The sequence below is a fragment of the Hydrogenophaga sp. genome, from assembly GCF_028698005.1.
Classification (GTDB): domain Bacteria; phylum Pseudomonadota; class Gammaproteobacteria; order Burkholderiales; family Burkholderiaceae_C; genus Hydrogenophaga.
This window is the reverse complement of record NZ_JAQVEJ010000023.1, coordinates 1-21,445: the sequence shown is the minus strand read 5'-3', so window position 1 is coordinate 21,445 and position 21,445 is coordinate 1. Positions and strand designations below refer to the sequence as shown.

The 21,445-nt window shown below is 66.6% G+C and carries 19 protein-coding genes and 1 pseudogene; 15 read left to right on the top strand and 5 right to left on the bottom strand.

Annotated elements, in window-relative coordinates; genetic code table 11:
* Positions 1–23: 23 nt before the first annotated feature.
* The 3 genes from PHQ87_RS04255 to PHQ87_RS04245 form a co-directional block, all read right to left on the bottom strand.
* Positions 24–1,790 (bottom strand): PhoH family protein, encoded by a 1,767-nt coding sequence (locus tag PHQ87_RS04255; protein WP_300231601.1) that lies wholly within the window; start codon positions 1,788–1,790, stop codon positions 24–26.
* A 198-nt stretch (positions 1,791–1,988) separates the two neighbouring features.
* Positions 1,989–2,465, bottom strand: coding sequence for a peroxiredoxin (locus tag PHQ87_RS04250; RefSeq protein WP_300231599.1), 477 nt, complete (start codon positions 2,463–2,465; stop codon positions 1,989–1,991).
* Positions 2,466–2,642: 177 nt separating this feature from the next.
* Positions 2,643–3,020 carry an Mth938-like domain-containing protein gene (locus tag PHQ87_RS04245; RefSeq protein ID WP_300231597.1) on the bottom strand — a complete coding sequence of 126 codons (378 nt, stop codon included), beginning with the start codon at positions 3,018–3,020 and terminating at the stop codon, positions 2,643–2,645.
* Positions 3,021–3,184: 164 nt separating this feature from the next.
* On the opposite strand from PHQ87_RS04245, the gene PHQ87_RS04240 reads away from it, so the two are divergent.
* From PHQ87_RS04240 to PHQ87_RS04195, 10 genes are all read left to right on the top strand, one after another.
* Positions 3,185–4,417, top strand: a complete 1,233-nt coding sequence (locus tag PHQ87_RS04240; RefSeq protein WP_300231595.1) for a pyridoxal phosphate-dependent aminotransferase — start codon at positions 3,185–3,187, stop codon at positions 4,415–4,417.
* A 68-nt stretch (positions 4,418–4,485) separates the two neighbouring features.
* Complete coding sequence (locus tag PHQ87_RS04235; RefSeq protein ID WP_300231593.1) at positions 4,486–5,811, top strand: homoserine dehydrogenase; 1,326 nt, start codon at positions 4,486–4,488, stop codon at positions 5,809–5,811.
* A complete protein-coding gene (thrC, locus tag PHQ87_RS04230) occupies positions 5,811–7,241 on the top strand; it encodes a threonine synthase (RefSeq protein WP_300231592.1) in 1,431 nt (476 codons plus the stop codon). The genes PHQ87_RS04235 and thrC overlap by 1 nt, the downstream gene beginning before the upstream one ends.
* A gap of 12 nt (positions 7,242–7,253) precedes the next feature.
* Complete coding sequence (gene glp, locus PHQ87_RS04225) at positions 7,254–8,543, top strand: gephyrin-like molybdotransferase Glp (protein ID WP_300231591.1); 1,290 nt, start codon at positions 7,254–7,256, stop codon at positions 8,541–8,543.
* Positions 8,544–8,557: 14 nt separating this feature from the next.
* Positions 8,558–8,818 carry a MoaD/ThiS family protein gene (locus PHQ87_RS04220; RefSeq protein WP_300231590.1) on the top strand — a complete coding sequence of 87 codons (261 nt, stop codon included), beginning with the start codon at positions 8,558–8,560 and terminating at the stop codon, positions 8,816–8,818.
* 4 nt (positions 8,819–8,822) lie between these two features.
* A complete protein-coding gene (gene moaE, locus PHQ87_RS04215) occupies positions 8,823–9,296 on the top strand; it encodes a molybdopterin synthase catalytic subunit MoaE (protein WP_300231589.1) in 474 nt (157 codons plus the stop codon).
* An 18-nt stretch (positions 9,297–9,314) separates the two neighbouring features.
* A complete protein-coding gene (locus tag PHQ87_RS04210) occupies positions 9,315–10,055 on the top strand; it encodes a GNAT family N-acetyltransferase (RefSeq protein ID WP_300231588.1) in 741 nt (246 codons plus the stop codon).
* 89 nt (positions 10,056–10,144) lie between these two features.
* The gene (gene clpB / locus PHQ87_RS04205) at positions 10,145–12,754 is read left to right on the top strand and encodes an ATP-dependent chaperone ClpB (RefSeq protein WP_300231587.1); all 2,610 of its coding nucleotides are present in this window, start codon (positions 10,145–10,147) and stop codon (positions 12,752–12,754) included.
* Between the two features lie 214 nt (positions 12,755–12,968).
* Positions 12,969–15,416 (top strand): DUF1631 family protein, encoded by a 2,448-nt coding sequence (locus PHQ87_RS04200; protein WP_300231586.1) that lies wholly within the window; start codon positions 12,969–12,971, stop codon positions 15,414–15,416.
* A gap of 58 nt (positions 15,417–15,474) precedes the next feature.
* Positions 15,475–16,899: a coniferyl aldehyde dehydrogenase gene (locus PHQ87_RS04195; protein WP_300231585.1), complete on the top strand. Its 1,425-nt coding sequence runs from the start codon at positions 15,475–15,477 to the stop codon at positions 16,897–16,899.
* A gap of 25 nt (positions 16,900–16,924) precedes the next feature.
* Here the strand turns inward: PHQ87_RS04195 and PHQ87_RS04190 are convergent, their stop codons facing one another.
* A complete protein-coding gene (locus PHQ87_RS04190) occupies positions 16,925–17,173 on the bottom strand; it encodes a hypothetical protein (RefSeq protein ID WP_300231584.1) in 249 nt (82 codons plus the stop codon).
* A 132-nt stretch (positions 17,174–17,305) separates the two neighbouring features.
* Here PHQ87_RS04190 and arsC point away from each other — a divergent pair, with 132 nt between their 5' ends.
* The 4 genes from arsC (at position 17,306) to PHQ87_RS04170 (ending at position 20,458) form a co-directional block, all read left to right on the top strand.
* Positions 17,306–17,689, top strand: a complete 384-nt coding sequence (arsC, locus tag PHQ87_RS04185; RefSeq protein ID WP_300231583.1) for an arsenate reductase (glutaredoxin) — start codon at positions 17,306–17,308, stop codon at positions 17,687–17,689.
* Positions 17,686–18,918, top strand: a complete 1,233-nt coding sequence (locus PHQ87_RS04180) for an MFS transporter (RefSeq protein ID WP_300231582.1) — start codon at positions 17,686–17,688, stop codon at positions 18,916–18,918. Before arsC ends, PHQ87_RS04180 begins: the two co-directional genes overlap by 4 nt.
* Before the next feature lie 177 nt (positions 18,919–19,095).
* Entirely contained in the window at positions 19,096–19,785 is a 690-nt protein-coding gene (locus PHQ87_RS04175; RefSeq protein WP_300231581.1) for a LuxR C-terminal-related transcriptional regulator, read from the top strand.
* 31 nt (positions 19,786–19,816) lie between these two features.
* The gene (locus PHQ87_RS04170; RefSeq protein WP_300231580.1) at positions 19,817–20,458 is read left to right on the top strand and encodes a Crp/Fnr family transcriptional regulator; all 642 of its coding nucleotides are present in this window, start codon (positions 19,817–19,819) and stop codon (positions 20,456–20,458) included.
* Positions 20,459–20,562: 104 nt separating this feature from the next.
* On the opposite strand, the gene PHQ87_RS04165 is transcribed toward PHQ87_RS04170, so the two are convergent.
* The gene (locus PHQ87_RS04165; RefSeq protein WP_300231578.1) at positions 20,563–21,000 is read right to left on the bottom strand and encodes an SWIB/MDM2 domain-containing protein; all 438 of its coding nucleotides are present in this window, start codon (positions 20,998–21,000) and stop codon (positions 20,563–20,565) included.
* A 260-nt stretch (positions 21,001–21,260) separates the two neighbouring features.
* Here PHQ87_RS04165 and PHQ87_RS04160 point away from each other — a divergent pair.
* Positions 21,261–21,445 (top strand): annotated as a pseudogene (locus tag PHQ87_RS04160) (ribonuclease); the annotation flags it as partial.

The following is a 21,445-nucleotide window of genomic DNA, read 5'->3' as shown; positions in this document are numbered from 1 at the left end:
GGCTGACGCCGCGCAGGGGGGAGTTACAACACTTCACTGGCGTAGTCGGCCAGGCGCGAGCGTTCGCCGCGGGCAAGGGTGATGTGGCCGCTGTGCGGCCAGCCCTTGAAGCGGTCCACGGCGTAGGTCAGGCCCGATGAGCCTTCGGTGAGGTAGGGCGTGTCGATCTGGGCCAGGTTGCCCATGCAGATGATCTTGGTGCCCGGGCCGGCGCGGGTGATGAGCGTCTTCATCTGCTTGGGCGTGAGGTTCTGCGCCTCGTCGATGATGACGTATTTGTTCATGAAGGTGCGCCCGCGCATGAAGTTCATGCTCTTGACCTTGATGCGGCTGCGGATGAGCTCGTTGGTGGCGGCGCGCCCCCATTCGCCGGCGTTGCCGCCGTCACCCTTGGCCAGAAACTCGAGGTTGTCGTCGAGTGCGCCCATCCAGGGGCCCATCTTCTCTTCCTCGGTACCAGGCAGGAAACCGATGTCCTCGCCCACGCTGACCGTGGCCCGGGTCATGATGATCTCGGTATAGCGCCGGTCGTCCAGCACCTGGGTCAGGCCCGAGGCCAGCGCCATCAGCGTCTTGCCGGTGCCGGCCGTGCCCGCCAGGGTCACAAAATCGACCTCCGGGTCCATCAACAGGTTCAGGGCGAAATTCTGCTCGCGGTTGCGGCTGGTCACGCCCCAGACGGCGTTCTTCAGGTGGGTGTAGTCCTTGAGCGTCCGCAGCACCACGGTCTTGTCGCGAATCTCGGTGACCCGGGCATAAAGCGAGGGTTCACCCGGTGCTTCGAAGTAGACGAACTGGTTGATGTGCAACTGGCTCACCGCCGGACCACTGACGCGGTAGTAGGTGTGGCTGCCGCTCTGCCAGCTTTCGATGGTCTTGCTCTGGCGGGTCCAGAAGTCCTGCGGCAGGGCCAGCGAGCCTGAATACAGCAGTTCGCCGTCGTCCAGCGTCTTGTCGTTCTCGTAGTCCTCCGCGGCCAGGCCCAGCGCCCGCGCCTTGACGCGCATGTTGATGTCCTTGGACACCAGGATGACCTCGCGCTGCGGGAATTTCTGGCGCAGCGCATGCACGACGCCCAGAATCTGGTTGTCGGCCTTGCCCTGGGGCAGGCTGGCCGGCAGGTCGTCGGTCAGCGGCTCGGTCTGGAAGAACAGCAGGCCGCGGGCTGCCTGGTGACCGGTGGCCGAGAGCTTGAGACCCTTGGCCATGTCGCCGCCGGCCTGGGCCACCAGGGCGTCGAGCGTGCGGCTGGTCTGTCGGCCGTTGCGGGCCACCTCGGTCATGCCCTTCTTGTGACCATCGAGCTCTTCGAGCACGATCATCGGCAGGAAGATGTCATGCTCCTCGAAGCGGAACAGGCTGGTCGGATCGTGCAACAGCACGTTCGTGTCGAGGACGAACAGGCGCGCCGGTCCTTGCCGGCCGCCACGCACCGGGCGAGCGCGGGTCTCGTGCGTGCGGGCCGCCGGAGGCTGGGCGGGCGAGGGCGGTGGCGTGGGCACCGCCGGCCGGTTTTCCGCCGTGTCCGCGGTCTTTTCGTTCTCGGCGGGTGCCGTGCCAGCCCGGCGCGTGCCTCTGGCCCGGGGTGCAGTTGGTGCGGTGGCCACCGGTGTCTGGCGTTTGCGCGGGCGTGCCGTGGCAGCCGGGGCTTCCGTCATGGGTTGCCCATCGACCCGCTCAGCCGGTTCCCGTTCATCGACGGTGTCCCGTGGGTCGGCCGCGGCCTTGAGGTGATAGAACTCGGGAGCGAGCAGGGTGGCGCGTTTGTTGGGTGCGGGGGGCAGGGGCATGGGCGCAGCGGTTCAGCGTGAGAGCCAGAAAACAAAAAGCCGCCAGGGAGACCGGGCGGCTTTCGGGACGGCGGTGCGGATGGCAATGCAACGAGGAGCTGAGCGGCTTCCTGAAGTCATGGAGCCATTATGCACGACGCCTGTGGCGGACAACAGGCTCCCCGGTGTGACGTGCCGTTGCCAGGGAGCGGCAGCGGGTCAGGCGGCCTTCTTCAGGGCCTTGACCGCCTTGAGGACTTCTTCGACGTGGCCGGGCACCTTCAGGCCGCGCCACTCCTGCTTGAGCACGCCGTCGGGGCCGATCAGGAAGGTGCTGCGCTCAATGCCCTTGACCTTCTTGCCGTACATGATCTTGTTTTTGACGACGCCAAACATGTGGCACATTTTCTCTTCGGTGTCGGCAATCAACTCGAAGGGAAGTTCCAGCTTGGCCTTGAAATCGTCGTGGGATTTCATGTTGTCGCGCGACACCCCGAACACCTGGGCGCCGGCCTTGACAAAGTCCTTGTACTTGTCACGGAACTGCATGGCCTCGGTCGTGCAGCCGGGTGTGTTGTCCTTGGGGTAGAAATACAGCACCAGCGTCTGGCCCAGGTGCGACTGGTGGCTGACCTTGATGCCGCCGGTGGCCTGGGCTTCGAATTCGGGAATGGGTTTGTTGACAACGACTGCCATGCTGCGAGTGCCCCTGACGTAAGTAAGTGGTGATTCGTTGGCTTCCCGATTGCGTCGTGCACGGCGACCGTGGTAACACCGGGTGTTCCGGGCTGGCTGCACGGCAGGAAGCAATCTGCTATTTTACCCCGAATGAATACCCCTCGCAGGGGATTGGTCACGGTGCCCGTCAGGCGCTCAGTCCACGAACAGGGCCGCGACCACGCTGCGCCCCTCGGCAGCCAGGATGTTGAACGTGCGGCAGGCGGCGGCGGTGTCCATGGTTTCGACGCCGATGCGCCGCTCGAACAGGGGGCGCAGCAGGGCCGGGTGGGCGAAGCGCAGGCGCGAGCCGCTGCCGAACAGCACCACCTCCGGCGGGACGGGGTCCAGCGTCAGTACCGCCTCGAAATGCCCGGCGGCGAGGTCCTCGAAGCGGGGGCAGGCCCAGGGGCGTACGCCGGCAAAGGCCGACAGCAGCAGGGCACCCGAGTGGCGTTCACCATTGACGGCGATCCAGCCGGGCCCGTAGGCGGTGATGCTGAACTGGTCGGGGCGGTCGGCGTGGAGTTTCATGGCTGGCGTGACCCGGCGACGGTGCTGGCGCGGCACGATGGCGCCAGCGATCTGTGTTCAAATTGCAGGTTTTCCCGCGCAGGCCTGCGTAATATAGCGTCGGCCCGCCATGCCCGCCCGTTCCACCCCGCATATCCCTGCTTGTATCCGTGCCTGGAGGCACCGTGAAGACCATCCGCAAGTCCGCCAAACTCAACAACGTTCTCTACGATGTCCGGGGCCCGATCGTGGACGCGGCCAAGCAGATGGAGGACGAGGGCCAGAAGATCATCAAGCTCAATATCGGCAACATGGCGCCGTTCGGCTTTGATCCGCCCGAGGAGGTGGTGCAGGACATGGCGCGCAACCTGCCCGATTCGGCAGGGTATTCGGACAGCCGCGGCATCTTTTCCGCGCGCAAGGCGGTGATGCATTACACCCAGCAGCAGGGCATTGCCGGGGTCACCCTGGACGATATTTACCTGGGCAACGGTGCCAGCGAGTTCATCCAGATGGCCACCAACGCCTTGCTCGACGAAGGTGATGAACTGCTGGTCCCCGCGCCCGACTACCCGCTGTGGACAGCCGTCACCAGTCTGGCGGGCGGCCGTCCGGTGCACTACACCTGCCGCGAAGACAACGGCTGGCTGCCGGACCTGGACGACATGCGCGCGCGCATCACGCCCCACACGCGCGGCATCGTCGTCATCAACCCGAACAACCCGACGGGCGTGCTCTATCCCGACGACCTGCTGCTCGGCATCGTCCAGATCGCGCGCGAGCATGGTCTGGTGCTGTTGGTGGACGAGGTCTACGACAAGGTCCTGTACGACGGTGTGAAGCACACTGCGATGGCCAGCCTGTCGACCGATGTGCTCACGCTCACCTTCAATTCGCTGTCCAAGGCCTACCGCTCGTGCGGCTATCGGGCCGGCTGGATGGTGGTCTCCGGTCCCAAGGCGGACGCGAGCGACTATATCGAAGGCCTGAACATGCTGGCCAACCTCAAACTGGGGTCGAACGTGCCGGGCCAGCATGCGATCCAGACGGCGCTGGGCGGCTACCAGAGCATCAACGACCTGGTCAGGGAAGGCGGGCGCCTGCGCCGCCAGCGCGACCTGGCCTACGAGCTGATCACCGCCATCCCCGGTGTCAGTTGCGTGAAGCCGCAGGCGGCGCTGTACATGTTTCCCCGCCTCGATCCGGCCATCTACCCGATCGAGGACGACCGCCAGTTCTTCATGGAAGTGCTGCGTGCCACGCGCGTGATGCTGGTGCAGGGGTCGGGCTTCAACTTCCCGGACAACCAGCATTTCCGCATCGTGTTCCTGCCGCACGAGGAAGACCTGCGGGAGGCGATCCGGCGTCTGGCCGATTTCCTGGCACAGTACCGCCGGCGGCGTGGCACCGCCGCCTGAGCATTTTTGACCAACGAGGGCGATCGCGCACCGGTCGCCGAGGTATCTTTGACGAGCGATCCATCATCATGAAACCGATTCAAGTAGGCCTGCTGGGCATCGGCACCGTGGGCAGCGGCGTGTTCAACGTGCTGCAGCGCAACCAGGAGGAAATCCGCCGCCGTGCCGGCCGCGGCATCGAGATCACCATGGTCGCCGATCTGGACACCGCACGCGCCCAGGCGGTGGTGGGCGATGGTGTGCGGGTGGTGGGCGACGCGCGCGAGGTCATCGCCAACCCCGACATCGACATCGTCATCGAGCTGATCGGTGGCTATGGCATCGCCAAGGCGCTGGTCCTCGAGGCCATCGCTGCGGGCAAGCACGTGGTCACGGCCAACAAGGCGCTGCTGGCCGTGCACGGCACCGAGATCTTCGAGGCCGCATCCGCGCACGGCGTGATGGTGGCCTTCGAGGCGGCCGTCGCCGGCGGCATCCCGATCATCAAGGCCCTGCGCGAGGGGCTGACGGCCAACCGCATCCAGTGGATCGCCGGCATCATCAACGGCACGACCAACTTCATCCTGTCCGAGATGCGCGACAAGGGCCTGGACTTTGACGTGGTCCTCAAGGAGGCCCAGCGCCTGGGCTATGCCGAGGCCGACCCGACGTTCGATATCGAGGGCGTGGATGCCGCCCACAAGGCCGCCATCATGAGCGCCATTGCCTTTGGCATACCGGTGCAGTTTGGCAAGGCATATGTCGAGGGCATTACCCGGCTGTCGGCCACCGACATCCGCTACGCCGAGCAGTTGGGCTACCGCATCAAGCTGCTGGGGATCACCAAGCGGCGTGAAGGCGAGGGCGTCGAGTTGCGCGTACACCCGACCCTGGTGCCGGCCAAGCGCCTGATTGCCAACGTCGAAGGCGCCATGAATGCGGTGGTGGTCAATGGCGATGCCGTGGGCACGACGCTGTACTACGGCAAGGGGGCCGGCAGCGAACCCACGGCCAGCGCGGTGATCGCCGACCTGGTGGATGTCACGCGCCTGGCGACCAGCGATCCGCAGCACCGGGTGCCGCACCTGGCCTTCCAGCCCGGGCAGATGCGCGATGTGAGTGTGCTGCCCATGGAGCAGGTCATTACCAGCTACTACCTGCGTCTGCGGGTGGCCGACCAGGCCGGCGTGCTGGCCCAGGTGACCGGCCTGCTTGCCGGCACAGGCATCAGCATTGACGCCGTGCTGCAGCGCGAGGCCGACCAGGTGGGCGGCGAGGGTGCGACCTCCACCGATCTGATCATCCTGACGCATGACACGCGCGAAGGTACGATGAACGAGGCGATCGCGCAGATGCAAGCCTTGCCGAGCGTGCTGGCGCCGATCACCCGCATCCGCAAGGAAGAGTTGAACTGATGCTGTACCTGTCCACGCGCGGCCACCCGGAGCGCAAGCGCTTCTGCGAAATCCTGCTCGAAGGCCTGGCGCCCGACGGCGGGCTGTACCTGCCCGAAGCCTATCCGCAGGTGGATGGCGAGACCCTGGCGCGCTGGCGCCGCGTGCTGGCCGACGAGGGCTACGCCGCGCTGGCCTTCGAGGTGTTGTCGCTCTATATCGATGATATCCCCGCCGACGACCTCCGTGCCCTGTGCCGCAAGACCTACACCGCCGAGGTGTTCGGTACGAAGGAAATCGTTCCGCTCAAGCGGCTGGAGGAGGGCGTTTACCTGGAGGCGCTGTCCAACGGGCCGACGCTGGCCTTCAAGGACATGGCCATGCAACTGCTGGGCAACCTGTTCGAATACGAACTGGGGCGCCGCGGCGAGCAGCTCAACATCCTGGGCGCCACGTCGGGTGACACCGGCAGTGCGGCCGAGTACGCGATGCGCGGCAAGCAGGGCGTGCGCGTGTTCATGCTCAGCCCGCACGGCCGCATGAGCCCGTTCCAGCAGGCCCAGATGTTCAGCCTGCAGGACGCCAACATCCACAACATCGCGGTCGAGGGGGTGTTCGACGACTGCCAGGACATCGTCAAGGCGGTCAGCAACGACCTGGCGTTCAAGCGCCAGTACAAGATCGGCACCGTCAACTCGATCAACTGGGCGCGCCTGCTGGCGCAGGTGGTGTACTACTTCGCCGGTTACTTCCAGGCGACCACGTCCAACGACCAGACGGTCAGCTTCTGCGTGCCCAGCGGCAACTTCGGCAACGTCTGCGCGGGCCACGTGGCACGCCAGATGGGCCTGCCCATCGACCGCCTGATCGTGGCCACGAACGAGAACGACGTGCTCGACGAGTTCTTCCGCACCGGCACCTACCGCGTGCGCGGCAGCGCCGACACGTACGAGACGTCCAGCCCGTCGATGGACATCTCCAAGGCCAGCAACTTCGAGCGTTTCGTGTTCGACTTGCTTGGCCGCGATGCCGGCCGTACCCGGGCGCTGTTCGGCGAACAGCTCGCGCGCGAGGGCCGTTTCGACCTGGGCAGCGAGCCGGTATTTGCCGAGGCCTCTGCGCGCTACGGTTTCGTCAGCGGCAAGAGCACCCATGCCGACCGCTTGATGACGATCAAGGATACCTGGGAGCGCTTCGGTACGATGATCGACACCCACACCGCCGACGGCGTGAAGGTCGCGCGCGAGCGTCGTCGTGCCGGCGAGGTGGTGGTGGTGCTGGAGACGGCACTGCCGATCAAGTTCGCCGACACCATCCGGGAGGCGCTGGACCGCGAGCCTGATCGGCCGGCGCGCTTTGTCGGTATCGAAGACTTGCCCAAGCGCGTGCAGGTGATGGCCCCCGATGTGGCCGCCGTGCAGCGCTACATCGCCGACCACTGCAGGGACTGACAGAACCGGACCATGAACGCACCACGACCCCGCCCCCCCATGATGGCGCTCGACGAGGCACTGTCGGATCTGCTGGGCCGTGTCGAGCCGCTCACGCAGGTCGAGCAGGTGCCGGTGCTGGCGTCCGATGGCCGTGTGCTCGCCGAGGACCTGGTTTCCGAACTGCATGTACCGCCGCAGGACAACTCCGCCATGGACGGCTATGCGGTCCGTCTGGCCGACGTGACCGAAGCCGGCGTCGTGCTGCCCGTGTCGCAGCGCATTGCCGCCGGTCACGAGGCAGCCCCGCTGCAGCCGGGCACCTGCGCGCGGATCTTCACCGGCGCATCGCTGCCCGAGGGGGCGGACGCCGTGGTCATGCAGGAGGACACGCGCGAAGTCGGCGGTGACCTGCACGCCGTGCACATCGACGTGGTGCCCCGGCCTGGGCAGTGGATCCGCCGCGCCGGCGAGGACGTGACCCGTGGCGCCGTGGTGTTGTCCGGTGGCGAGCGCCTGGGGCCCGCGTCCATCGGCCTGGCCGCCGGCATCGGCCGTGCCTGGGTGCAGGTGCAGGCGCGCCCGCGCGTGGCCCTGTTCAGCACCGGTGACGAGCTGGTCATGCCCGGCGAATTGCCGCCGTCCGAGATGAAGCCGGGCACCATCTACAACTCGAACCGCTTCTTCCTGCGCGTGCTGCTGCAGCGTCTGGGCTGCGAGGTCAGCGACCTGGGCATCGTGCCCGACCGCCGCGAGGCGACGCTGGCCGCGCTCAAGACGGCCGCCGATCACCACGACCTGATCCTGACCAGTGGCGGGGTATCGGTGGGCGAGGAAGACCACGTCAAGCCCGCCGTGCAGGCGCTGGGCAGCCTCGATCTGTGGCAGATTGCCATGAAGCCGGGCAAACCGTTCGCCTACGGGACCATCCGCCGCGATGCCGGCGCGGGTGCCAGCCAGGCGCAGCCCTGCCACTTCATCGGCCTGCCGGGCAACCCGGTGTCCAGCTTCGTGACCTTCCTGATGCTGGTGCGGCCGTTCCTGCTCAAGCTCCAGGGTGCGGCCGAGCGCTACTGGAAGCCGGCCGTGCGGCCGGTGATGCTGCCGGCGCATTTCAGCGTCGCCAAGGCCGACCGCCGGCGCGAGTTCCTGCGTGTGCGCCGCAACGCCAATGGTGGTCTGGACCTGTACCCCAACCAGAGCTCGGGCGTGCTGACGTCCACCGTCTGGGCGGACGGCCTGGTGGACAATCCCGCTGGCGCCACGATCCGGCACGGCGATCTCGTTCCCTATCTGTCGCTGGCCGATCTGCTGGCGCGCTGAAGGGTGGTGAAGGGATGACGACCAGACAGATCCAGTTGAGGTATTTCGCTTCGATCCGCGAGGTGATCGGCACGGGCAGCGAGCCGTGGCACACGGCGGCCGGCACGCTTGCCGAACTGCGCGACGAGCTGGTGGCCCGTGGCGGTGCTCATGCCGAGGCGCTGGCGCGTGGACGGGCGGTGCGTGTGTCACTGAACCAGGCGATGTGCGACGAGTCTGCCGCGCTGCCCGAGGGCGCCGAAGTGGCCTTTTTCCCGCCCGTGACCGGAGGCTGATGCGATGACGGGGCGGGTCAGCATCCAGACCGGGGACTTCGACCTGTCTGCCGAGGTGGCGGCCCTGCGCAGGGGCGATGGCGGTGTCGGTGCCGTCTGTACCTTCGTCGGCACGGTGCGCGACCACAGCGGTGGCGAGTCGGTGGCCACGATGGAGCTCGAGCACTACCCCGGCATGACCGAGAAGGCCATCGAGGGCATGATCGACGAGGCCTGCCGTCGTTTCGACATCCGTGGGGTGCGCGTCATCCACCGCGTCGGGCTGCTGCAGCCTGCCGACCAGATCGTGCTGGTGGCGGTGACGTCCGCGCACCGCGGCGAGAGCTTCCAGGCCTGCGAGTTCCTGATGGACTACCTCAAGACCCAGGCGCCATTCTGGAAGAAGGAGCTCACGCCGGAGGGCGCGCGCTGGGTCGATGCGCGTGCCGCCGACGATGCGGCGCTGGCGCGTTGGGGCATACACCAGCCCAACACCTGAGAGCCGGAGGAAGGCCGGATGCCGCTCAAACCCGAGGACATCGCCGCACTGGAGCGCGCCACGCTCAAGGCGGTTCCGCCCCCCCAGATGAAGGCCTGGCGCGACTGGCTGCTGCCCATGGATCACGGCACCGTGGGCCGCGCGCGCAGCGCCGTGCCCCTGCGGCATGACCGACCCGATCCGGACGACATCGCCAGGATCGACGGCTTCTACACGAAGGCAGGGTTCGAACCCTGGTTCCGTGTGCCCGATGATCCGTCGTGGCAAGCGGTCCATCAGGCGCTGGATGACCGCGGATTCCTGCGCAGCAAGCCGACCCATGTGATGACGGCACCGCTGGCCGGTCTGCTGTCGGTGCCGGCGGTGGCCTCCTGCGATCTGTCCGCCGAGCCCGATGAGGACTGGATGGCCACCTACGTGGGCCCAGGCTTCGATGCGGAGGACGGCGCCCACCGTGCCCGCCTGATGACGCGGGCCAAGGGCTGCCTGTACGCGAGTGTGCGCATGGTGGGCGAGACACAGGCGGTCGGCATGGCCTCGCTGAGCGAGGGGTGGCTGGGCATCCACGGCATGCGCACCGTGCCCAAGGCGCGTGGGCGGGGGCTGGCCTCGGGCATTCTGCGGGCCATGGCCCTGAAGGCGCTGGAGCGGCGCATGCACAAGGCCTTCCTGCAGGTCGAGGCCTCGAACCAGGGTGCCATCGCACTCTACACCCGCTTCGGCTTCCGGCCGGCCTGGACATACGCCTACTGGCGCTGAAGGCCCCGGCCGCGGCGGGGGTACCGGATCTTGAAATGTGGCGCGCGGGCGCCACATGGGTGGCAGTTCACGATTACGGGGGATTCAATATGCGTCTGGACAAACTCACCACCAAATTCCAGGAAGCTCTGGGCGAGGCACAAAGCCTGGCCCTGGGGGCGGACCATGCCTACATCGAACCGGCGCACGTGCTGCTGGCGATGCTGCGCCAGAGCGATGGGCCGACATCGCTGCTGCAGCGTGCCGGCGTCAATGTGCCGGGCCTGACACAGGCACTGGAGGCCGCCGTGCAGCGCCTGCCGCAGGTGCAGGGGCATGAGCAGGTCCAGCCCGGCCCGGACCTGGTCAAGCTGCTGCAGGCCACCGAGAAGGAAGCTATCAAGCGTGGTGACGAGTACATCGCCAGTGAACTGTTCCTGCTGGCCGCGGCCGACGCCAAGGGCGATATCGGTCGCATCGCCAACGAAAACGGTCTGTCGCGCAAGAGCCTGGAAACGGCCATTGCCGCCGTGCGAGGCGGTCAGAAGGTGGACAACCCCGAGGCTGAGAGCCAGCGCGAGGCGCTGAAGAAGTTCACACTGGACCTGACCGAGCGCGCCCGCCAGGGCAAGCTCGACCCCGTGATCGGCCGCGACGACGAGATCCGTCGCGCGATCCAGGTCTTGCAGCGTCGCAGCAAGAACAACCCGGTGCTCATCGGCGAACCTGGCGTGGGCAAGACGGCGATCGTTGAGGGCCTGGCGCAGCGTATCGTCAACGGCGAGGTGCCCGAGACGCTGCGCGACAAGCGGGTGCTGGTGCTCGACATGGCCGGCCTGCTGGCCGGTGCCAAGTACCGCGGCGAGTTCGAGGAGCGGCTGAAGTCCGTCCTCAAGGAAGTGGCCCAGGACGAGGGCCGCATCATCCTGTTCATCGACGAGATCCACACCATGGTTGGCGCCGGCAAGGCCGAGGGTGCCATCGATGCCGGCAACATGCTCAAGCCGGCGCTGGCGCGCGGCGAGCTGCACTGCATCGGTGCGACCACGCTCGACGAATACCGCAAGTACATCGAGAAGGACGCCGCGCTCGAGCGGCGCTTCCAGAAGGTGCTGGTGGACGAGCCCACGGTGGAGCAGACCATCGCCATCCTGCGCGGCCTGCAGGAGAAGTACGAGGTGCACCATGGCGTGGACATCACCGACCCGGCCATCGTGGCCGCGGCCGAGCTGAGCCATCGCTACATCACCGATCGCTTCCTGCCCGACAAGGCCATCGACCTGATCGACGAGGCTGCGGCCAAGATCAAGATCGAAATCGATTCCAAGCCGGAGGTCATGGACCGGCTCGACCGCCGGCTGATCCAGCTCAAGATCGAGCGCGAGGCCATCCGCAAGGAAACCGACGAAGCCTCGCAGAAGCGTCTGGAGCTGATCGAGGAAGAGATCGAACGCCTGCAGAAGGAAGCCGCCGATCTGGAAGAGATCTGGAAAGCCGAGAAGGCCCAGGCCCAGGGCAGTGCGCAGGTGCGCGAAAACATCGAGAAGCTTCGCCTGCAGATCGAGGAGTACACCCGCAAGGGCGACTTCAACAAGGTGGCCGAGTTGCAATACGGCAAGCTGCCCGAACTGGAGAAGCAGCTCAAGGAGGCGCAGGCCAAGGAAGCCGGCAAGGCCGCCGAAGGGCCGGCCCGGCAACTGCTGCGCACCCAGGTCGGTGCCGAGGAGATTGCCGAGGTGGTCAGCCGCGCCACGGGCATCCCGGTGGCCAAGATGATGCAGGGCGAGAAGGACAAGCTGCTGCGCATGGAGGACAAGCTGCACGAGCGCGTGGTCGGTCAGGACGAGGCCATCTCGGCCGTGGCCAACGCCATCCGCCGCTCGCGCTCGGGCCTGTCCGATCCCAACCGTCCCACGGGTTCGTTCCTGTTCCTGGGCCCGACCGGCGTGGGCAAGACCGAACTGTGCAAGGCGCTGGCCGGCTTCCTGTTCGACAGCGAGGAGCACCTGGTGCGCATCGACATGAGCGAGTTCATGGAGAAGCACTCCGTGGCCCGCCTGATCGGCGCGCCGCCGGGCTATGTGGGCTATGAAGAAGGCGGCTACCTCACGGAAGCCGTGCGCCGCAAGCCCTACAGCGTACTGCTGCTCGACGAGGTGGAAAAAGCCCACCCCGACGTGTTCAACGTGCTGCTGCAGGTGCTCGACGACGGACGTCTGACCGACGGCCAGGGGCGCACCGTGGACTTCAAGAACACGGTCATCGTCATGACGAGCAACATCGGCTCGCACCTGATCCAGTCGATGGTGGGGCAGCCGGCCGAGGAGATCAAGGAGGCGGTGTGGGGCGAGCTCAAGCAGCACTTCCGGCCCGAGTTCCTCAACCGCATCGACGAAACGGTGGTGTTCCACGGGCTCGACGCGCGGCACATCGAAGCCATCGCGGCCATCCAGCTGCGGTCGCTGCAGGAGCGCCTGCACAAGATGGACCTGCGCCTGGAGGTCACGCCGGCGGCGATGGCCGAGCTGGCCAAGGTCGGCTTCGACCCGGTGTTCGGCGCACGGCCGCTCAAGCGTGCCATCCAGCAGCGGATCGAGAACCCGTTGTCGCGCTACCTGCTCGAAGGCCGCTACCCGCCCAAGTCGGTGATCCCGGTGACGGTGGACCCGGTGCGCCATCCGGGCGTGTTCGAGTTCGGCGAGCCTGAAGTGCAGGCCTGACGTGGGGCGCAAAGCATGCATTCCGGCGGAATGCATGCTTTTGTAATCATTTATGGATTCCTGACACGTCAGTAACCAATAGTTTCAATTGATTGTGGCCGGTAGGACCCCTGTCCGTGGCGGTCGTGCCACTCTGACGACTTTTGGGGTGCGCGACGCGGGTATAACCTGACAGGTTCTCTGCAATCTGTGGATTGCTTCGTTGGTTCAGGATATGTCGGCGGATTCTTCACTGCTCGATCAATGCTTTGCCCGCATCCTGCGTGAAACGCCCCTGTTGCTCGGGCGTTGCATCGACGCGGCCGTCAGCAGCCTGCAGCAGGCTGAAAACCAGGGGCGCGAGGTGATGGAGCGCGAGCGCATGGCCCGCGCGTGGTGGAATCTGCAGCAGCAGCGCGGCGTGCTGACGGCCCACTACCCGGGACGGCTGGAGCAGGCGTTCCGGCTGGGCAGCGAAGAAGGGAACACCTCGGCGTTGTCGCGCCTGTCCGACTCTTCGTTGCTGGAACTGGTGGACGATTCGGCGATCAACGAGTCGCTGGAAGCGGCCCGGCTGCTGCAGGCCCTGATGCCCGCGGTGGAGCAGGAACTGGCCATGGTGGATGCGCGCATGAGTTCGCTCATCGGCCTGGAGACGGTGCATGCCGAGAAAAATCCGATCCGGCCGTCGGTGTTCGTGCGTGCCCTGCGCGACCTGATGTCCGAACGCGAAACCGACATTCAGGTGCGTACGCTGTGGCTGCAGCATGTGGCACCGCCGCTGGCCCGCGAATTGTCACAGCTGTACGAGCAGGTGGCCCTGATGCTGCAGCGCGCCAATGTGCTGGAAGCCAGCTACCGCATCCGTCTGGTGGCGGACTCGCCTTCGTCCTCGAGAATGGCGCCGCTGTCCTCGGGTGGCCGGCTGGAAGACGGCGCCGGTGTCACCTCATGGGGCAGCGAGGGCTCGCTGCATGAGCGTCCCGAGCTGCCACCGATGAGCCTGCGCATGGGCGACCTGGCGCGCGAGCAGACACCGCTGCAGCACGAGGTGATGCGGGCCTTCCTGAGCGACGAGGACGGCGTGTTCGACGCCCGTCTGGACAACAGTTATTACGAGCAGGTGCGCCGCGAGCTGGCGCGTGTGGATGCGCAGGCCGCGCTGCCGCAGCTCGATGAGGTGGTGATCGAGCGCGAGCTCAACCGCTACCGCGATTTGCCCGTGGTCGAACGTCCGGCGCGGCTGGTCAATGCCGGCTCGCAACTCAGCACCGAACGCTGGGGTACGTACGCGGCGCCACACGAGCGTTCGCGCGTGTTGCTCGAACTCAAACACCAGGCGGACAAGGTATCGCAGGCGGTAGGCCTGGATGTGGTTCGCAAGCTGGTCAACCAGGTGGCGCGCGATCCGCTGTTGCTGGCGCCGGTGCGCGAGGCGGTGGTGGCCCTGGAGCCGGCGCTGTTGCGCCTGGCGATGGCACAGCCGCGCTATTTCAGTCAGGACGAGCATCCCGCGCGCCGTCTGATTGAAAACGTCGCCCAGCGCAGCTTCCGCTACAACGACGAGTTCTCGCCCGAGTTCGAGGCTTTCTTCGAGCCCCTGCGCGAGAAAGTCGCGACACTCAACGCGGCCGCATCGGCCGATGCCGCGCCCTTCGCGCAAGCATTGTCCGACCTGCAGGCGCAGTGGCAGGGGGCCGACGCCGAGGAGGAAACCCGCAAGCAGCGCCAGCTTGACGCCCTGCGCTTTGCCGAGGCTCGGCAGGAACTGGCCGACCAGATTGCCTGGGAAATCAGCCATCGCCCCGATATCTACAACGTACCCGGCATTGTGCTGGATTTCCTCTATGGCTCATGGTCGCTGGTGATCGCATCGGCGCAACTGACCCATGCCGATCAGGGACCCGACCCGTTCGGCTTCCGCAAGGTCATCAGTCATCTGCTGTGGAGCACGCGCCGGGAGGTGACGCTGCGCCAGCCCAGGCAGTTGTTCGAGATCGTTCCGGGCATGCTGCAGACCCTGCGCAAGGGGCTGGACATGCTGGGCAAATCGCCCGAGGAAACGCAGACGTTTTTTGATGCGCTGCTCAAGCTGCATGAGCCGGTGCTCAAGTTGCGCCGGCTCAAGGCCCGCACCGACCATGCGACGTCCGGCTCCATGCCGCTGGAGATCGGGGGCGAGAGCGAGGTGCCCGACCCGGCGCTGGACGTGGCCACCCCCGAACAGCAAAAGCCCCGGCCACCGGAGCAGCCCTGGATCGGCGAGCGCGAGCTGGCCTCGGCCGGTTTCGTTGAGGCGCTGCCGAGCGGACACGGTGAGCTGGGTGCCGGTGACGCCGGCGCTGGCGCTGGCGGCACCGCGGTGGCGCAGCAGGATGGCGTCCCGGCCGACGAGCTGGCGGCGCTGCTGGCGAGCCTGCACGTGGGCGGCTGGGTCGACCTGTTTTCGGATGGCCGGTGGCTGCGGGCCCAGTTGGTATGGGCCAGCACCAAGGGCAGCCTGTTCATGTTCACCAGCCGGGGCGGGCGTGCCCACACGATGACACGGCGCGTCTGCGAGAAATTGCTGACCCAGCGCTGGTTGCGACCGGTCGCCACCCGGCCGGTGGTGCCGCAGGCCCTGCGGGCCATGGCCGAGCAGCCGCCGGAGGATGTCCAGGCGCGTGAGCCCGTGAGCGCCTGAGACGCGGGCGCGACGGGCCGCACGGGTCGCCAATGGCGCCAGGACCTACCATCGTCGCATGACGCCGATAGCCCCGGAGACGCCCATGCGGTCACTGTTCGATGCCCAGTTTCAGGCCAGTCGTGCGCAGCCCGACGTCAGCCTGAAGGCCCGCCGCGACCGCGTGGAGCGCCTGCAGGCGCTGCTCGAAACGCATCTGGATGCCTGGTGCGAGGCCGTGCGGACCGACTTTGGCGTGCGCTCGCGCGAACTGACCGAAGTGGCCGACCTGTTCGTGCTGCGCGCCATGATCGGCCAGGTCCGGCGCCAGTTGCCTCGTTGGATGCGGCCCCGGCGCGTGTCCACGCCCGTGTACCTGTGGCCGGCATCGGCGCGCATCCGGCGTCAGCCGCTGGGTGTGGTCGGGGTGATCGCGCCCTGGAACTACCCGCTGCAGCTGTCTTTCGGCCCGGCGCTGATGGCGCTGGCGGCGGGCAACCGGGTGATGCTCAAGCCCAGCGAACTGACACCAGCCACCTCGGCACTCATGGCCCGGCTGGTTCACGAGCGCTTCGCGTCCGACGAGTTCTGCGTGATCAACGGTGGGGCCGGGGTAGCGGCCGAATTCGCCGGGCTGCCCTTCGATCACCTGTTCTTCACCGGCTCGACGGCCATCGGCCGGCGCGTGGCCGAAGCCGCTGCCCGCCATCTGACGCCGACCACGCTTGAGCTGGGCGGCAAGTCACCCTGCATCATCGACCGCTCGGCCGACCTGGATGCCGCCGCCGTGAAAATTGCCCACGGCAAGCTGCTCAACGCCGGACAGACCTGCATCGCACCCGATTACCTGCTGCTGCCGCGCGGACAGGAGGCGGCGTTCGGACGCGCCTGGCAAGCGGCGGTGGCGCGCCTGTTTCCGACGTTGCCGGGCCACCGCGATTACGCGGCCATCATCAGCGAACGGCACCATGAGCGCCTGCAGCGGCTGCTCGACGACGCCCGGGCACAGGGCGCCCGGGTGGTGGAGGCCGCGGTGCCCGATGCACCGCAAGGCCACCACCCGCGCCAGATGCGGCCGGCCCTGGTGTTCGAGCCCGGTCCGGATGGTGCGCTGATGCGCGAGGAGATCTTCGGCCCGATACTGCCGGTGCTGCCCTGCGATTCGGCCGATGAGGCCATTGCCCTCATCAACGCCCGCCCGCGGCCGCTGGCCCTGTACTGGTTCGGGCAGGACCGCGGTGCCCGTGAGCGAGTGCTGGCGCGAACGGTCAGCGGCGGGGTCACTGTCAACGACACGCTGATGCACATCACGCACGAGGGGCTGCCGTTCGGCGGTGTCGGCGAGAGCGGCTGGGGTGCCTACCACGGCGAAACCGGTTTTCTGCGTTTCACGCACGAGAAGCCCGAACTGCTGCAATCGCGCTGGGCCATGGGGCATCTGTTCTATCCGCCGTACGGCCCGCGCCTGCGCCGGCTGATGGGCCTGCTGCGCCGCTGGATGTGACGGCGGCAGCCGTGGCAAGGTGGCGTCAGTCCGCCAGCGGGGCCTCGGAGGGACACTGCAATTGCAGCAGGCCCGTGTCGAGCAACTGGCGTGCGACCGGTACCACGTCGTCGCCGATCAGCAGCGACAGCTCGCGCAGGCTGCGCCGGCCATTGGCCAGCAGGATCAGGCTGTGCGCCTGCCGTCCCAGCAAATGGGGGAATGGCAGCAACTCCCAGGCCCGGCGCGTCCTGGCCAGACAGGCGGATGTTCGTGACACGCAGATGTCGGTCATGGCGGGGTTCCCCTGCTGTGCTGTCGTCGGTGGTGGCCTCGTCGGATTTTGTCCCCGTGTCATGACGGTCTTTTGACATCCCGGCTATGCTCGCGGTTTCCATCCGGTCCTAGCAAGAACGAAGCCAGTTCCATGTCCTCATCCTTCCCGGTCACGATTTATCACAACCCTGCCTGCAGCACATCGCGCAACGTGCTGGCCATGCTGCGCGAAGCCGGCCACGCGCCACAGGTGGTGGAATACCTCAAGCAGCCCTACACCCGCGAGCAGTTGCAGGCGCTGCTGCAGGCCATGGGCCTGCGGCCGCGCGACGTGCTGCGTGCCAAGGGTGATCTGTATGCCGAACTGGGCCTGGCCGATCCGTCGTGGAGCGATGACGCGTTGCTGGACACCATGGTGGAGCACCCGGTGCTGGTCGAACGCCCCATTGTGGTGACGCCGCTGGGCGTGCGCCTGTGCCGGCCGAAAGAACGCGTGCAGGAGGTGCTGCCCGACCCGGCCGGGGCGGGCAGATGAGTACCGCCACCATTGATGCGTTGCCACAGCCCGATCCGGTGCCGCTGAAAGACGATGCGGTCGTCATCGGCCTGGTGGGGCTGGCGCATGGAACCTCACACTTCTCACACCTGCTGCTGGCACCGCTGTTCCCGGTTTTCATCCGGGATTTCGGTCTGAGCTACGCCGATGTCGGCCTGCTCATGAGCATTTTTTTCGTGATTTCGGGGGTCGGTCAGGCGCTGGCCGGCTTCGTGGTGGACCGCATGGGTGCGCGCCCGGTGCTGTTCGCGGCCATCACCTGCTTTTTCCTGGCGTCGCTGGCGGCGTCGCTGGCCACCGGTTACAGCGGGCTGGTGCTGGTGGCGGTGTTGGCCGGCCTGGGCAATGCCCCCTTTCATCCGGCCGACTTCACGATCCTGAACCAGCGTGTCTCGGCGCAGCGGCTCGGCCACGCCTTCAGCGTCCATGGCATCACGGGAAACCTCGGCTGGGCGCTGGCACCGGCCTTTCTGGTCGGCATCACGGCCCTGGCCGACTGGCGTGCGGCCTACCACGCGGCGGCGGTGCTGTATGCGATCGTGCTCGGCATCCTGTTCTGGCAACGCGACTGGCTGCAGACCCGGGTGGTGGAGCGGCACGAAGACGCACCGGCCGGCGCCGACCTGGCCTTTCTCCGGTTGCCGGTGGTCTGGTGGTGCTTTGCCTTCTTCTTCCTCTCCACCGTCACGCTGGCGGTGGTGCAGAGCTTCGCGCCCTCGATCCTCAAGGCCGTTCATGGCGTCAGCGTCGAGGCGGCCACCCTCACGCTGAGCGCCTACATGCTGTGCACCGCGGCGGGCACGCTGACGGGTGGCTTTGTTGCCGCCTGGGGGCAGCACCGCCGCTGGTCGAGCGACCGCGTCGTTGCGCTGGCGATGACCGGTGGCGCCGTCCTGCTGCTGGTGTGCGCGACCGGCTGGCTGGGTGCATCGGGCACCATGGCCGTGCTGTCGATCACCGGCTTTGCCATCGGGGTGGGTGGTCCCAGCCGGGACATGATGATCAAGCAGGCCACCCCCAAGGGCGCGACGGGACGCGTGTATGGCACGGTGTACTCCGGACTGGATACCGGGTTTGCCGTCTCGCCGCTGTTCTTTGGCCTGCTCATGGACCGGGGCTGGTATGGGGCCACACTGGGCATCGCAGCGTTGGTGTTGCTGCTGTCGGTGTACGCAGCGATCGGGGTCGGCCGCCGGTCAGGGCGGTGATGGCCGCTGGCGGCGCCGGGTTCGGCGGGGTCGGTCGGCGATGGCGAAGCCGTGTGGGCAGCCGGACACAGAAATGTGAATAGATCACAAGCGTATGTACTTTTGTTTACTTAAGAGTTAATACTTTGTGGTCTATAGTTTCTCCATTCGCAGGAAGACTGATGGGAGGAACGCACGATGTGGTCTGTCACCCACAAGCACCACCAAACCAGCCGCCACGAAGCCGGCGCCCATCCGGCTGCCGAGCCGGGCAAGCCACCGGGGGTGGATCCGGTGCAGTTGCACCGGGTACTCGACGAGATTGACTACGGCCTCATGGTGGCCGATGGCCGCGGGTACCTGAGGCATGTCAATCACCTGGCGCGCCACGAACTGGCCAGCGGTCGTACCCTGGTGGTCCGCCAAGGCATGCTGATGGGGGCGACCATCGACATCACGGCACAGGTGCAAGCCGGCCTGGAGCAGGCCTTGCGAGGACAACGGCGGCTGTTGCTGTTTGCGCGTGGTTGCCGCGAACTGTCGGTGGCGTTGGTGCCGCTGTGCAGTCCCCTTGAATCCGGCAGCCCCAGCGTGCTGATTCTGCTGTCGCGTCAGGATACCCGCGACAACCTGGCGGTGCGCCTGTTCGCGCGCGTGCAAAGCCTCAGCCCGACCGAGGAAGCCGTGCTCATCTCGCTGTGCTCGGGGATGGACGTCCCCGACATCGCGCGCCAGAACCAGGTGGCCGAATCCACCGTCCGCAGCCAGATCAAGGCGCTGCGCGAAAAGACCGGCTGCACCAGCATCCGTCAGTTGCTGTTGCGTGTCAACGCGTTGCCGCCCGTGGTGCCCGCGTTGCGGGTCATCGCCTCGTGTCCACACGATTGAAGGTGCTGGCAACCGTCTTGCATTGCTCCGGATGCCCGAGAACCCCCTGTCGCCCACGTTTTCGCCTCACAAGGAGGCACTGGCGACGCTGGGGGTGCCTTGTCGGTACCGGCGCGGTGCGCTGCTGATCCAGGAGGGCGAGACCGGCGACTCGCTCTACATCGTCCTGAAAGGCCGCCTGCGGACCTTTCTGGCGGGTGGCCAGGGCAAGGAGCTGACGCTGGCCGTCCATGGGCGGCTCGAATGTGTGGGCGAGATGTTGCTCGATGGTGGACCGAGCCCGGTTCATGTCGAAGCGCTCGAGTCCTGCACCTGTGCGGTGATCGCGCGCCAGGTCCTGCTGGACTACACCGCTGCGCATCCCGAATTTGCCTTGGAACTCATGGGCAACATCATCCGGCGTGCGCGGATGGCGACCGAAAGTGCGCGCAGCGTGGCACTGATCGACGTTTATGGCCGCCTGGTGCGCCTGCTCGACCGCATGGCCGAACCACCCGATGCCTTGGGCGCACGTTGCCTGCAGGAGAAAATGACCCACCAGCAGCTGTCGCAGCACCTCGCATGCTCGCGCGAGATGGTCAGCCGCCTGCTCAAGGACCTGGAAACCGGCGGGTACATCGAGGTGCACGAGCGCCGCATCCGGCTGCTCAAGAACCTGCCGGCGCGCTGGTGACGGATCGCCTGGTACAAGGGTCCAGGCCATGAGCGCTGAAAGCAAAAAACCGGCACATGTGCCGGCTTTTGCATCGCATGAGGCAGTGGCCCAGAGGCCCGCCGTCACTTGAGGTGTTCGTTGATCATCTTGGTCATTTCGAACATGTTCGCCTCGGCCTTCTTGAAGATTTCCTTCAGCTTGGCGTCGGCCTTGATGATGCGCTTGTTGACGGCATCCTGCAGCTTGTTCTTCTTGATGTACTCCCAGACCTTCTTGGTGACCTCGGTGCGCGGCAGCGGGCTGGCGCCGACGATGGCGGCTAGCGCGGCGCTCGGGGTCATGGCCTTCATGAAGGCAGCATTGGGGGTGCGCTTCTTGGCGGGTGCGGCCTTCTTGGCCGCAACCTTCTTCGCGGGGGCCGCGGCCTTCTTTGCCGGTGCGGCCTTCTTCGCCGGCGCTGCCGCCTTCTTGGCCGGTGCGGCGGCCTTCTTCGCGGGGGCCGCAGCCTTCTTCGCGGGTGCGGCTTTCTTCGCCGCCGGAGCTTTCTTTGCAGTTGCCATGATCGATGTTCCTTCTAGAAGTGGTCTTTGCCCAGCCGAAAACGCGCGATCTCGCTGGTGTCTCGCATGCTAATGGAGTTGATGCGCCATTCCAAGGTGGCGCCATGGGTTTTTGCGTGGTTTTCAGAGGGACAGGGGGTGTTTGTGTCGCGGAAAACAACACTCAGGCCACCGGGTGCGTGCCGGTCCCTGTGGTGGGCAGGCATGATGTGCGCTGCTCACCTGGTTGACCGGGATTTTTCATGGAGTGTTTTGCAGTGATGGATACGACCCACATTCCCGCCACATGCGACCTGTGCGATGCCCACAAGGGCGACGGCAGCGGCGCGTTTCGCGTGCTGCCACCGGTGTTTCGGGATTTCGGCGCCGTGCGCCGCTTTGCCGGTCCGGTGGCGACCGTCAAGTGTTTCGAGGACAACACCCCGGTGAAGGCCGCGGTCGAGAG

What these genes read in the sequence shown, in the direction of transcription:
- PHQ87_RS04255 (WP_300231601.1), bottom strand. Translation starts at nt 1,790, where the DNA reads ATGCCCCTGCCCCCCGCACCCAACAAACGCGCCACCCTGCTCGCTCCC.
- PHQ87_RS04250 (WP_300231599.1), bottom strand. Translation starts at nt 2,465, where the DNA reads ATGGCAGTCGTTGTCAACAAACCCATTCCCGAATTCGAAGCCCAGGCC.
- PHQ87_RS04245 (WP_300231597.1), bottom strand. Translation starts at nt 3,020, where the DNA reads ATGAAACTCCACGCCGACCGCCCCGACCAGTTCAGCATCACCGCCTAC.
- PHQ87_RS04235 (WP_300231593.1), top strand. Translation starts at nt 4,486, where the DNA reads ATGAAACCGATTCAAGTAGGCCTGCTGGGCATCGGCACCGTGGGCAGC.
- thrC (WP_300231592.1), top strand. Translation starts at nt 5,811, where the DNA reads ATGCTGTACCTGTCCACGCGCGGCCACCCGGAGCGCAAGCGCTTCTGC.
- glp (WP_300231591.1), top strand. Translation starts at nt 7,254, where the DNA reads ATGAACGCACCACGACCCCGCCCCCCCATGATGGCGCTCGACGAGGCA.
- PHQ87_RS04220 (WP_300231590.1), top strand. Translation starts at nt 8,558, where the DNA reads ATGACGACCAGACAGATCCAGTTGAGGTATTTCGCTTCGATCCGCGAG.
- moaE (WP_300231589.1), top strand. Translation starts at nt 8,823, where the DNA reads ATGACGGGGCGGGTCAGCATCCAGACCGGGGACTTCGACCTGTCTGCC.
- PHQ87_RS04210 (WP_300231588.1), top strand. Translation starts at nt 9,315, where the DNA reads ATGCCGCTCAAACCCGAGGACATCGCCGCACTGGAGCGCGCCACGCTC.
- clpB (WP_300231587.1), top strand. Translation starts at nt 10,145, where the DNA reads ATGCGTCTGGACAAACTCACCACCAAATTCCAGGAAGCTCTGGGCGAG.
- PHQ87_RS04200 (WP_300231586.1), top strand. Translation starts at nt 12,969, where the DNA reads ATGTCGGCGGATTCTTCACTGCTCGATCAATGCTTTGCCCGCATCCTG.
- PHQ87_RS04195 (WP_300231585.1), top strand. Translation starts at nt 15,475, where the DNA reads ATGACGCCGATAGCCCCGGAGACGCCCATGCGGTCACTGTTCGATGCC.
- PHQ87_RS04190 (WP_300231584.1), bottom strand. Translation starts at nt 17,173, where the DNA reads ATGACCGACATCTGCGTGTCACGAACATCCGCCTGTCTGGCCAGGACG.
- arsC (WP_300231583.1), top strand. Translation starts at nt 17,306, where the DNA reads ATGTCCTCATCCTTCCCGGTCACGATTTATCACAACCCTGCCTGCAGC.
- PHQ87_RS04180 (WP_300231582.1), top strand. Translation starts at nt 17,686, where the DNA reads ATGAGTACCGCCACCATTGATGCGTTGCCACAGCCCGATCCGGTGCCG.
- PHQ87_RS04175 (WP_300231581.1), top strand. Translation starts at nt 19,096, where the DNA reads ATGTGGTCTGTCACCCACAAGCACCACCAAACCAGCCGCCACGAAGCC.
- PHQ87_RS04170 (WP_300231580.1), top strand. Translation starts at nt 19,817, where the DNA reads ATGCCCGAGAACCCCCTGTCGCCCACGTTTTCGCCTCACAAGGAGGCA.
- PHQ87_RS04165 (WP_300231578.1), bottom strand. Translation starts at nt 21,000, where the DNA reads ATGGCAACTGCAAAGAAAGCTCCGGCGGCGAAGAAAGCCGCACCCGCG.